Annotated in this window: 8 protein-coding genes; all 8 read right to left on the reverse strand. The window is 28.1% G+C overall.

Going from position 1 to position 13991, the window contains the following annotated elements; genetic code table 11:
• Positions 1-7 precede the first annotated feature (7 nt).
• Positions 8-1468: a hypothetical protein gene (locus Q4Q47_RS16805; RefSeq protein WP_303307798.1), complete on the reverse strand. Its 1461-nt coding sequence runs from the start codon at positions 1466-1468 to the stop codon at positions 8-10.
• Between the two features lie 570 nt (positions 1469-2038).
• Positions 2039-3169, reverse strand: a complete 1131-nt coding sequence (locus Q4Q47_RS16810; protein WP_303307799.1) for a hypothetical protein — start codon at positions 3167-3169, stop codon at positions 2039-2041.
• Positions 3170-3181: 12 nt separating this feature from the next.
• Positions 3182-4813, reverse strand: a complete 1632-nt coding sequence (locus tag Q4Q47_RS16815; protein ID WP_303307800.1) for a hypothetical protein — start codon at positions 4811-4813, stop codon at positions 3182-3184.
• Positions 4814-5353: 540 nt separating this feature from the next.
• Positions 5354-6250 carry a response regulator transcription factor gene (locus Q4Q47_RS16820; RefSeq protein WP_303307801.1) on the reverse strand — a complete coding sequence of 299 codons (897 nt, stop codon included), beginning with the start codon at positions 6248-6250 and terminating at the stop codon, positions 5354-5356.
• On the reverse strand, positions 6247-9999 hold the full coding sequence (locus Q4Q47_RS16825; RefSeq protein WP_303307802.1) for a hypothetical protein: 3753 nt from the start codon (positions 9997-9999) through the stop codon (positions 6247-6249). Before Q4Q47_RS16825 ends, Q4Q47_RS16820 begins: the two co-directional genes overlap by 4 nt.
• A 491-nt stretch (positions 10000-10490) precedes the next feature.
• Entirely contained in the window at positions 10491-10781 is a 291-nt protein-coding gene (locus tag Q4Q47_RS16830; RefSeq protein WP_303307803.1) for a type II toxin-antitoxin system RelE/ParE family toxin, read from the reverse strand.
• On the reverse strand, positions 10768-11025 hold the full coding sequence (locus tag Q4Q47_RS16835; RefSeq protein WP_303307804.1) for a type II toxin-antitoxin system ParD family antitoxin: 258 nt from the start codon (positions 11023-11025) through the stop codon (positions 10768-10770). Before Q4Q47_RS16835 ends, Q4Q47_RS16830 begins: the two co-directional genes overlap by 14 nt.
• A gap of 554 nt (positions 11026-11579) precedes the next feature.
• Positions 11580-13955 (reverse strand): TonB-dependent receptor domain-containing protein, encoded by a 2376-nt coding sequence (locus Q4Q47_RS16840; RefSeq protein ID WP_303307805.1) that lies wholly within the window; start codon positions 13953-13955, stop codon positions 11580-11582.
• Between the last annotated feature and the right edge of the window lie 36 nt (positions 13956-13991).

Below are 13991 nucleotides of genomic sequence, written 5' to 3' on the forward strand. Positions count from 1 at the left end.
TTTAAAACTAGGAATTAACTTCATCTTCGTTAACACCATTTTCACCATTATTAGTAATGCCTGAAAGAACTTTATTTAATACTTCATCTTTGACAGATATTTTCTTTTTAGCTTTTCGATCTAATATAGCTGCGACTTTGCCCATACCTGGAATACCTTCTAATTTGTCAATTGTCATTTGAAACTTATAACTTTGCTCGAGAGCCTCCATAACAGGATGGTCAGATGCTTCATAATTTGAAATAAGTTTACCAGGGTTTTCTGAAGAAGCTTGTAAAAAGTTAGCAAGTAACCTAAATTTAAGTTCCTCTGATTGCTCTGGATTATCCAGATTTTCAATTTGAGTTGAAAGACCTTCGTAAGTCTTACTTAACACCTCTTTATGGGAGTATTCTTCAATAAGTCTTTTTGAAAGGTTTAGTTTTTTATTAGCAGAATAAGTAAACCATAATACAGGAATATACATGGGGATAATTGCCAAAACCAATCTTGGAACACGCATTATAACCTCTTGAACATCAACACCTTGAATCAAAAACACTATACTTACGACTACTGGTATTAAACTTACAGCAATCATTAAGTTAATACCTTGATTAAAACGTTGTTGGAGAATTCCAGAAGATTCTACTTCTTTATCTTTTTTACTAGAAAATGCTGAACTTAATCCAGCCGTCATTGCATCTGGTAGTAATTTAGCTATGTCATCATTGATTTTTTTGTATTTCTTTTTATATAGACCTTCAAAAGATTCATATTTTTTCTCAAATTCAGTATTTATCTCATCTACATTTTCAAATGACTTGCCTATTTTTTCTTTAAGTTCATCATAAGATGAATATAGCTCGTCTTTCAATCCTCTTATTTTAGTTTCATCTCCTGTTTCATCATCAGTTTGAGTATAACCAAAAACCTCTAGGTGTAAATCGTCGATATCTTTTTTACTTTTATTTAATGCAGAAAGACTTATACCTGATTTTGTTAAATTTTCTTCAATTTTTATTGTAAAATCATCAATCTCTTCAAGTTGAGATTCTAAATCTGGATATCTTTCTAGGATACTATCTATATTACCTATACCAGAAGTAATTGTTTCCAGTTTTTTTTCAAAATTAGATTCAGCAACATCAAGCCTACTTTTAGAATCATCAATAGCTAATTTTTGTTGACTGGCCTCAATACTAAACTCATTTATTTCATTTTTTGTTTTTCTTGCTGAATCTAGTTCTGTTGTAAGTTGTTCAACAAGTTGATTGGCTTCAACTAGTTTAGCTTCTATTTTATTTTTATATTCAGAAGCTTTCTTAGAGCTTTGGCGTGCTTCTTTTTCATCGTCAGAAGCACGTCTACCAATTTCGGTTTTTAGCTCTTGCGTATATTTTTCCAATCCTCCTATGCGATCCCAAAGCTTTTGTCTTTCCTCTTCAAGATATTCTATTTGTTTTCCTTTATCATCAAAAAAGCCCATAATAATTTTTTTTACAAGTAACTATATAATTTTTTTTCTAAAAATAGAATTTCACTGGGTATGAGACTACATCCTTTTACTTTCAGTAAAAGAACATTACATTAAACAATGACAAATTCAACTATTAATTATATATTAATAATTATGTGTTTCGATTATATATTAGAAATAAATATAAATTGGAAGTATCTATAAAACTGAAATTCTAAACTAGATTTAGTAGAGTAAATACAAGTGTAATATTTGTATATATAATAATTCTATTAACACTGTTAATACAACAAAAAAAGAAAAGCGGGTGGTAAAATTTACGAAAATTATTTACTTTTATTTTTTTAAATATTTGGATTGTAGAATTATTGAGTCATACTTAAGATTCCAAACCTTACAGCTAATTTAATCTTTCGGGTAAATAACCCCATTCCATACACACTCCCACTTTTAAGATCATTAAACAAAAGATTAATAACACCAAAAATGTCTCATTAACTTTAGTAGAAGTTACTTTCAGATATTTTTTTTGAGATAAAAGGCACTTTAATGCCCTTTATACATATTTGTTGTTTGCTTTCATATCTCTGTGGAATTAAGAAGATACTCAACATTTTTCCTTCTAGTACTATCTAAAGCAAGAGGAACGAAAGAAATAGGAGAGATTGGGTTTTGAATTGTTCCAGAACAATCAATACTAGGGGCAATATTTGGGGTGTTTTTTGCAATCCCCATTACCCTAATTGTGATTTTTTCAGCTATTTGACCACCGAACTGAATATGAGTTCCATCTATTTTTACATCTCCTAATTTGAAACCACTATCCTTAGGTACTTGAAAAACAACCCTTAACATGTTATTTTGGTCACCTCTTACAATTGTCATAAGATCACTTGCCTCTAAACCATCAGGCACATCAAATCCTGTTAAATCAATATTATCAATATATAGTCCAGATGGAGCTGCTAAGGAAATAATATTTCCTTGTCTTATTAATGCATTAATTTCTGCACCAATGTGAGGATCACTATGTCTTCCTGCGTCACCGTAGTTCCGACAATCAATTAGCTGCTGTTCATCGCTAATTATATTACCATTTAAGTCTACACTTGGCCAAGTAGCTTCAGCCGATAAATCAACTGCTGCAGAAAATGAATTTGGTCCAATCATATGCAAAAGGACGCCACGTTTGTTTATGATTTCTGGCGTATTCCAAATGTTTATCCTTTTGTATTTACCATTACCGCTTGTAAGGTCTCCTATTTTAACTTTTGTAGAAACATGTTTGTGATATATATCTAATAATAACTTAGGGTCATTATTAAATAAGAACTCAAAATAATCAGGTGTTTCAGTGGTGAACGTAACCCGTATAATCTTATTGTCAACTTGGTCACGTACTACTTCCCATTCACAATATTCATCTTGATTTCCTCTTGATTTATCGCCCTCTCTCCAAGCCTTAATTTTACTTGCATACATGGTAGTAAGGTTTTTGGGAAAAGCATTCCAATCGATTTTCTTTTTCACAGTATTTGCATCTCCTTCTAGTATAGGGTTAAACATCCAAGCATCATTTGAAGGCGGGCTAACTTCATTTTTAGCTCTTTTAATTCCTTCTTCAAAAAGGCGACTTAATTCACTTTGCCATAATTTTTGGAGTGTATCATTCAATTCTTTAATATTTCCTGGTCCTTTGTAATTACTCATTTTTAATATATTTTATAGATTAACGATTTTTCCTATCTTAGTCAAGGTAAGTGGTGTATTTGATGTTCCAAGCTGAGATATCGTAGAAACAAATTCATTTAGTTTTCTTTTTCGGAATAAGGATTTTCTATATTCAGCAAGAATAACCAAATTTTTAAGATAATTTTTATCAACTACTTTTTCTTGAATTCCTCTCATAAAAATGTCAAGTTCGGATTTTACCAAACCTAATAAATCTGGAGAAGTCCAATAACGTATCAGTTCAGACTCTGGTGAGTCTTGATTTGATTCTGAAGATTCTATTTTTTTAATAATGACTTTATCAAGAGCATATTCTTCATTCGTATTAATTTCATCAGGACAATATTTCATTATCTTTTTGCGATGTAGCGATTCTACTGGATTAGTGAAATCCAACATTATGAGTACTAAAAGCATTTTAGGGCTGAGTAATTTTCGTTCTACTAATTGTCGACAGACTTCAATATCTTCAAAGGCTCTTTCTGGAACTAGGAAACAAAAATGCGTATCACCTTCAAAAGAAGTTATACCATCATTACTTTTCACTTCCATATTTAAAATATCACATACTTTTTTGTAAAGAGAACCACTTATGGTAATTCTATCAGAGGGTACTATATCTAATGTTGGATTTATTGTAAATGCAGCAAATTCGATTACATCAATATCAAAAAAGAAAGAACTTGGTAATCCAATTTCTTTTTCTTCTACATTGTCAAAATTTATACTTGTACTAACTAAATTTACAGAGGTAGGAGTCAAAATTTGTCTAAAGTAACTCAATATATTAACGGTTTTTGAGTTTTTTATATCATTGTTAATCCTACTTTTTGTCCATCTTCTTATCCCTGTTTTAACAATGTTTTCTAAATGTTCTGCTCCATCAACTTTTGAAAATAATACATGAGAATTAAATTCTGAATCATGTTCAAACACCTCTCTTGGAATACTGTTTGATTGACTATGCCAATGTGCCCATGGAAATTTCAGTTCTTTCATCACTAATCCACCATTTATATGACTATCAAAAGGTCCTTTTCCTCTTGTTGGTGGATTTAGCGAGGTAAATGAGTTACCTGCCCAACCCCAGATATTAGCTTTTCTTTCAAAAAAATGAAACGAATTATCTGACTCACTCCATGATATTAATTGTAATAATGAATCTTTTTTATTAGTAGATGGCACAGTACTAAGAAGGAAGTCAGGAGGAGAAGAATTTGATTTTTGCCAAGTAAAAACCAATCGAGCATTCAAAGAAAAACTAGGAAGCTCAATTTTGAACTGCCCACCTTCAGCTACTAAAAACATTTTTCTGTTTATAGCTGAAAATCCATCTAATCTCTCAATTTCATCAACAAGTTGTTCCAATGTTAAAGGTTTTTTGTCTTTTAATAAAATTTCCTTTGTAAACATGTCACCAAGTTTTTCAATCTCGTGCATTTCCATTAAAAAAGGAGGGGAATCTAATCCCACACGAACTGATAACAATTGAACTGTACTTTCATTAGCCATAGAAAAGTTGGTCATCTCTTTCTCTTGGCTTTTTAAAGTGCCTTTTTTCGGTTCTAAGTCATGAATCCCCGAGTTTTGTCTGGTTGGGAAATGCATATTCTCATTTTTCATTTGTTATTTTTTCAATTCTGTTTAATTCTAATTTATCACAACTACTTACTTATAGTGCATCAGGATTACAAGGGCACAATAGTCCTTTTTGAGATTGTAAAAACTGAAATATGCGTTAACAATAAGTTTTTATGCTTAGTTACACACTAAGCAATAGTATTGTTTAATTAAAAACAAAAACATACCCAATAGAGGGTAATTAATAAAAAAAATATGCTATTATCTTTGCTAAAAGGGAAAGTTAATCACTTATAATAAAGTGATTACGTAAATATAATAAAAATATTTTAATGTAACCCATTTCACACACATTCCACTTCTCTCCTACGTCGTTTCGTAAAAAGAGTGTTCCATTAACATTGTAGAGAAGCATTTTGGGAAGAAAAAAACAAAGAAAATTTGAAGTAATTACTTCGCTTTTACCGAAGCAAAGTTACATAACGCAGAACATTATAGTACAAATGTATTTCATAGCATTGGATAGCTATAATTCAATATTATGTAAAATATCCCAGTATGTGCTAAATTCTCTTAATATATTTAGTGTTTCGCCAAAATTTTCCAATAAATAACTAACACTATTATTACACCTAATCCAACAAGGTAACGAGAAATATTGATTTCTATATTTGGTTCAAATAAATTTGAAATAAGAAATAAACTTATATAAGAGATTATTGAACCAATAAATAAGTTTTTAACCATTCCTATTATTTTTACGCTATCATTAATTGTACCTTTTTCAGGTACTTTTCCGTCAGCTAAAGCTCCAACAATTTTTTTAGAAAAAATAAATATTGCATAAGACATAAATATTGGTAGTGCCACTAAGAAAAAGGATTCTACAAAATGAACAATGTCTTCTGTTCCGTAGTGCCCTTCGATCATATATTTAACTTTAAAAAACAAAAAAATCAAAGTATATATAGTTACAAATAGCATTAACAATAATGAACTATAAACGACGAAATGAGATATCTTGATATTTTCTCCATTTATGCGGTTATCTTTTTGCTCTTTTGATGGTTCAGCATAATCAATGGATAATATCTTAGAAACATATTTAATAAAGTTTTTGTTTGTTTCCAAGCTACTTTTTTTAAAAAACTTTTTTGACATCTCTCTCGTCAAATTATTTGCATCAATCTTTGAAACAAATAATGTGATTTTTTTTAAACTTTCAGAAAAAGAATTATACAGGTTTTTTCCTGTAGTGTCAGATTCAAGACCATACCTTTCTATCAAACCAACATCAATAATTATTAAATTATAATTATTACTATTTAAATATTCTGAAATGTTTTCCCCTTTTTTAATTTGATCTAAATGGGGACCTGGAATTTTAATAATTCTTAAATCATCAAAATTGTTATCTAACGTATCTTGTATCATTTCAAAATCATTCTGTTCATCCTCAATTACTAATATTTTTTTCATTTCCTTAAATTTAGTACGGTATAGTGTATATTATTTTGATCATAATTTATCAATTTTGGTAAACCACTTTTTTTCAGAATGGTTTTACAAATAGACATGCCTCTATTTGTAGATGTCCTGTCTCGTAGAATACTATTGGAAAAAACTATGCAATCCTTGTAAATGTTTATTTCCCAATTTGGATTTACTTGTGGAGAATGTTTCTTCATGTTTGAAATAATTTCTGGTAAAATCAAATAGTAAACAGCATCATTAATTTCAAAATTCATATTATCTCCTTTTATTTCTGGTAAGAATTGCCTAGCGGGATATTTTCCGATACTGTTCATTCCAAATAATAACTTGAAATAATCTTTTAATTCAGAGGAATTTCTTAGTGATGTATTGAAATCTGCTGGGTTAAATTCTTCTATTTGAGAGCGAATATTCATTAGATTTAAATCAAACTCTAAAACATTTGATTTTGTTTTACCTCTATCTTTTACGAGTTTTTTAAAACAATACTTAATATTTGAAAGAGAACTTTGTAAGTTATGATCAAGTTTTCGAGAATTTGAAATTTCTAATTGACTAGTAATATATTCGTCATAACCTCCGTGTTCAAATTGATTTTTTAGCACTCTTAAAAAATTTAGTTTTAACGCAAGCAAAAGTCTTAACTTCGAATCACTAAAAACTTGTTTGAAAATATTTAAATTGGGATTTAAATCTGAATAAAATAGTAATACAGCAGATTGCTCAGGATTATAATTATCCATAAACTTAACCGCAATTAGCATATTAGCATTACCTAAAAATTTTAAACGCTTAATATCCTTTTTTAAACTTCTATTTAAACTTAGTTTATAATCATTATTCTCGAACAGGGTATCTTTATATGTTACAAAATCATCCTTGACCTTTAAAAATGATATTAGAGTTTGTTGAGAGAATACTAAATCATTACTGAACTCACTTAATCCAGATAGAAAATTATTTGAAAACCCTGATTTTTTTAGTTTAATTTCACTAAGGTCCAAATCAACTTCTTCACTACACAATAAGAAATCTTTATTATTAAAATTAGACTTACTTCTATAAATAAATAAGTATTCACACTTAAATTTTTTTTCAATAAGAATAGATGTGTATATATTTAATATTTTCTTAATTTTTAAGTTAAAATTGGATTTCGGCAAATCTAAGTTGATGGTATTCCCATTTGTTATTTTATAAAATTTTATGAATTTTGATGTAGCTTTACCAATACTTTTGGTTACACTCCAACCATCATTTACTACAATATCATTTGGATTGCCTGCTAAAGAAATTAGTTTTTTATTAAGTAAAATTATTGGGTCTTTCGTAGATGATTTGTCTCCAAGATAACTATAATATATTTTTGAAGGGCTTTTTCCATTACTAATATTGTTTATTATGTTGTCATTTAGTAATGAATGAACTAATGAATTATTTTCACATATTAACATCCCTTTAAAATTTGTAAATGAATCTTTGACAAAATCAAATACATCTTCAGGATCTTGAAATTCTTTTGATAATAAAATTTCTTCTAAACGTAAAGATTTATAATTATCTTGTTTTAGAAGAATTTTATAATTATAAAGTAAAAAAGAAAAATACTCAGTAATCTGCTCAATTTCATATGAATAATCATCTTCTTTATTTCTATAATATTTTATTAGCTTAACAATTTTTTTACTATCGTATTGTAATTTCAATGACATCAAAAATTCTTTAGAGATAATATAATCTAATCCGAGAGCAACACTTCTAGATATAAAGAACTTATACTCTCTAAATTCTTTAAAAGACTTAATACCTTTATTTAGATGTATTTTCCTATCTATTTGCTTCATTTTAGTAATTACATAGGATGAAGCAACTTTTTTTAAGCTTATAAAATTTATATATGGATGTTTAGTTAATAACCTTATAGTTTGTTCTTTGGCAAATTTTAAAATGGCTTTAGAAAAAGCTGTGTTATTATTAGAAAAAAAATAGCACAATTTTTGTTTATCATTTTCCAATAGTTGAAAAAAGTCACTTAGAAATTCTTTTGAATTGACATTTTTATTTAGACTTATAAAATTATTGAGTAGATGACGCAAATAGAATTTAAATAGATCTATGCTATAATCATTTAATTCAATATTATACTCTTTCAAAAAATTATATCTGTTCTTTAATTCATATCTAGAAACATCAATAGTTTTAGCGTTATTTTCATTGAATAGTTTTATTATTCTCGAATGAATAACATCTAGACTTATTTCTGGTATAATTAATTCAAAATCTCTATTGTTAATATCATTTGTTTGGGATTCCAAATGTGATTTACTTGTTACAGGTATATTTAAATTAACAAATGAATATAACTTCCCCTTCGCATTAGTTCTCTTTTTTATGTCCTCGTGAGTGTAGTAATTCGTTCTATCAATTAATGTAAATATATAATCTATACCCTTTCTTATATTATCTTTTTTAGAAGAAACAACTTTTAAATACTCACTAATTCTTCTCAAGTTTTTAGCACTTGAAAGAACATCTTCAAAATAAATTATTGTAGAATCTGTTAACTCAGAAATTGGTAGACTCGACAAATAGTAATCAAGATAGTCTTCACTTAAAGTAACTCTTAAAATTTTTATCTCTTTACTTTGAAATTTGTTGAACTTTAACACAAAATCTCCAATAAAATTAGAGCCATATGAAAAATCAGATGTTATTAAAACTATTTTTTCTTTAGTAACTAGGTTTTCAAAAATCCTATTAAACTTTTCAAGTATTTTAAGCCTATTATTTTGGTAAAAATTCCTGCAATTTATAAAGCTATTATAATAAACATCATTAACCCTAACATTTCCGTAGAGTATTGAGGGAAAATCTTTATTGCCAAAACATTCAATAAAATTCTCAATTTCTAAAGTTGATGATCTTTTAAAATAATCACCAATTGAAAATAAATCTTTTAAATCCTCACTCTTATCGTCAGTTTTAACAATAGATTCATATTGAGAGAAACAAAGCTCACAAGACTCTCGTGGAAACAAAGTTCTGTCATGTACTAATAGTGAATAAGAAATATGCTCTGTTTGTGATTTTCCCCTATCAACTAAAAATCTAATTAAATTATTATCTTTTTCGATTTTCCAACCCCATTGTTTATATTTTTTTTTTACAGCTATAGATCTATTGTCATTCGAATCTTCTTCTATAGCTTTCAAGTCAATTATTTGCAGAATGGATACAAATTCATTACTGAGTATATTGTTAGACTGTTCTAAACTCAATTTAGAAGCAATTGGATTTTGATTAAGGCTATTATTTACTTTAAATTCTTTATTTAAAAAGTTGTATAGTCTTAAATATGTATCTTGAGAAGAAGATATTGGAAGGATAATAATAATAAACAAATCATTTATATAATTAGAATTCTTTATTAACCATTGAAATTTACCATTCTTCAATTCAACTGTGTTGAAAGAACATTCAAATTCTAAATTATCGCATAAGTTTTGAAGGCATAGATTTAAAAAACTTCGATAGCCTACAAATAGTATTCTTTTATCACTTGGAATTTCAAATTCATTTATAAGTACGCTAATTTTTTCTCCAACTAGAAAACTATTTGTAGAGTTTTCATAAAATTGTTTCAGTAAATAAAAAGTATTACTATGAAAATGTCTCCCAATTTGAAAATGAGAGTTCTCTTTTTTATATCTATCAAATAAATTTTGTAATTTCAAAATTATATAACGTTCAGAATAAAATAAACATTAAAAAACAGGTGGTGTTTGGTATATCAAATAATAGTATTTCATATAAAATTCATACAAAAAAAAATGAAAAGTGGGTAGTATAAATCAGTGAAAATTACTTATTTTTATTTCAAAATTTCTAAGTTATAGAATTATTTCATTCTATTTAAAATTATAAGGTTTGGAGTTGATTCAGGTTTTTGGATAATAATCCCATTCCATACACATTTTGCCTCCACTCCTCTACCCTTTCAACAAAAAGAGTATTCCATTACATTTTTAAAGAAACTTTTAGAAAGAAAAAAATCAAAGAGAATTAGAGGTAAATACTTCGCTTTTACCAAAGCAAAGTTACATAACGCAGAACATTATAGAACATTTATATATTCCATAATCAGTCATTATGTAAAATTGCTTAATAAACTTTAAATTTTTGAGTTTTATTGCAATAGCACTATAGCACTAAGGGAAGTTATAATTTATAGATTATTTTCATAATCCATACTTTGATTTAATACACGAACAATTAAAATATCAATATCTGTAGACAAATAAAAAATAGTATGTGATTTATACGAAAATCTTTTTAATGACAGAACAAATTCTGACGCATCACGTCCTAAAGTAGTATTATCAGCTAAAATTTGAAATAGTGTGTGCATTCCTGATAAATATGTTTGGGCTTGTTTTAATCCAAATGTTTCAATGCCGTACTCATACATTTTGGCAAGATCAATTTCGGCACTTCTTGATACTTTATAAACGCCCATCTGCCCGCATACGGTCTTCAACTTCCTTCATGATATCTGGAACGGATTTATCACTAACACCACTTTCCATGCCTTCAGTTATAGCTCCTTTGAGTGCTGAAAATTTGGCATTTTTTGCTTGGTCACGTCTTACTAAATCACGAAGGTATTCACTATCATTAGTAAATTCTCCTATTGTAATTCGTGATTTTATCCACTTATCTTGTTTTTCTGTAAATGTTATTGTTTTTCTAATCGTAGACATATATTTTCTGTTTAAATAATCATACTATTGATGCAATTTAATATATTAGATTGAATATTACAAAACTATAGAGTCTTAATTTTATGTTTTTAGCAATTATTTCCATTCCATACACATTCCCACTTCACTCCTACCGTCGCTTCGGGCAAAGCGTATTCCATTACATTTTTAAAGAAACTTTTGGGATAGGAAAAAAATCTAAAAAGAAGAATAGTTATTTATAAATCGCTTTTTCTCCCAAGCAAAGTTACATAACGCAGAACATTATAGTACATTTTATAAATAGGTTTATCCAGTGGATGAAGCTATTTATAACACAGATGGCGCGTTGGTGAAATTATGATGTTTTACGACTAAGATCCATTTATAAAAAAAATGATAGCTATAATTCAATATTATGTAAAATATCCCAGAATGTATTCGTTTCTATTTAATGTGCAGTACTTGGGTCATTAAACTAATAAGCGGTTTTGCTTCGCAGCGTTTAAAAAATATTTGTGTCTATGTTTTATCCTGAACCATTTTCAGCTTTTTCTACTTTATTTTTAAAAAGATTAATTTCTATTACTTCTTTTTGCTTCTCTATTTCTATCTGTTGGTTTTTGATTGAATTTATAAAGAAAGCTTAGCGAATAACGTTGTGCATTTCTGTTTCTAGTTTGATTTATATCAAAATTGGTTCCTGTGATTTTTTCTTTTACCTTTCTACTATTTAAAGCATTCGAAATATTAAAAACAATACTTCCTTTATTTTTAAATAGACTTTTATTAATTGCAAAATTTAAGTTTGTTACTGCAGAAGTTTCAGTTTGCGCTGTAGATTTTTTTCCTTGATAATACAATCTAGTTTGTAGTTTCACCGTTTTTACTGGAGTAATATTTGTTGTGAAGTTTACAAACCAAGTACTGTCACTAAAATCAGCATTTGTTGCATTAATAACACCTTTTTGCTTAAACGCATAAGTATTAAAGTCACTAGAGAATCGTAACCATTCTAATGGATTATATGTTGCAGATAGTTCAAAACCATAACGTTTTTCATTATCTAAATTTATAGGTTTCTGTGTGAAAACTTCGTTGTCGTCTTGAGTTGTTTCATATTGAAATACATCGTTTGTATTTGCATAATATATGGATGGATTTAAGCGAAAATTACTGCCTTTATAAATTGTAGATAATTCAAAAGCATCAGTATACGAAGGCGTCAATGATGGGTTTCCTGTAAAACGAGATGTGAAATCTTTCAACTCGAAAAATGGATTTAAATTCCATAAAGAAGGTCGACTTATACGTTTACTGTAACTTAATTGTGCACTTGTTTTATCTGTAAATTCGTATCCAATATTTGCAGATGGAAACAAATTTGTGTAATTATTTTTAGAATTTAATGCAGCACTTGAAGCATCAATATCTATAGATGTAGCTTCTAAACGCAGGCCTACTTGATAACTTATTTTATTTATTTTAGAATTGTATTGCGTGTAACCAGAAACTATCTGTTCTTTATAATCTAATGTATTATTAATATTGTCTATAGTTTCAAAGTTTCCATTGATTAATTCTTCTGCTAAAAAAGTATTTGTAATAGATCTGTTTTCAAATTTTATTCCTGTTTCAAAATTTGAATTTTCATTAAGTGGTGTTGTGAAATCGGATTGTATTACTATATCGTTAGCATCAATTTTAGCTATAGTTCTAATATCTGAAAGATCCATTAATATTGGCATAACTTCATCAGTATTTAATGTCCATTTTTTATTACTATTAAAAAAATCATATTGAAAATCGATTGTGAACTTTTGATCTTTTTTGTCGAATGTTTTGGTGTAATTTCCTTCTAATTGATTGTAATCTCTTTTTTCTTTGGAGTTTCCGAGCGTAAACAATGAATTTACATTACCATCAGAATCTGATAAATCATAATTTAATTTTGTAACATCTGTATCTTTAGTTTCATTTCTATAATAAGCTACTGTTACAGCGTTTTTATCATTAATAAAATAATCTGTTCCTAGATAATAAATACGTCCATCATCATGCCTATCTTCATCTTCATTATAATCTAAAAACGTAGTGATGCCATTTTCAACAGTTGTTTGTTGTTTACTATAATCTCCTTCGTAATCGGAATAACGAATACCTACATTGGCAAATACATTAAATTTATTTGTTCTATAATTTACATTTGCTATTGCTCTATGATCTGCAGGAGTTCCAGCCATTAAACGTGCTTGACCGTTAAAACCAGAAGTTCTATTTTTCTTTAAAATAATATTAATAATTCCTGCAGAACCTGAAGCATCATATTTAGCCGAAGGGTTGGTAATCACTTCTACGCTTTCTATAATATCTGCTGATAATTGCTCTAAAGCTTGAGATTGCGTTAGAGCAGACTGCCTACCATTAATCATTACTTGTACATTACTATTTCCACGCAAGCTTATTTCTCCTGTTGGGCTTACGTTTACAGATGGTACATTGCTTAAAATATCGTTTGCAGAACCGTTTTGAGAGGTTAAATCTTTTCCAACTATAAATACTTTTTTACCCAGTTTTAGTGAGACTTCAGCCGTATTTCCTTGAACAACTACTTCATCTAAAGCATTAGCGTCTTCTTTTAGAATAATTCTACCTAAATCTACGTTTTTAGTGTCTTCTATAATACTAATATTTTGCTTTAATATTTCATATCCTAAATATTGTATTTCTAGAACATAGTTTCCTTTTTTTGGTTGTTGTAAATTAAATTGTCCATCTGCATTTGTAATAACGCCTTCTATAAGTTCTGATTTTTCCGTTTTCAATACCGTTGTAGCATAAACTAAAGGTTCTCCAGAAGCGTCTGTTATGCTCCCTTTTATTTGGTTTTGACTAAAACCTAAGGTGCTAAATAAAAAGATAAATAAGTAAAGATTGATTGATGTTTTCATAATAATAGTTTTAAATTCATTGCTAAGAACATTCTT

Source organism: Flavivirga spongiicola, assembly GCF_030540825.1.
Classification (GTDB): Bacteria; Bacteroidota; Bacteroidia; order Flavobacteriales; family Flavobacteriaceae; genus Flavivirga; species Flavivirga spongiicola.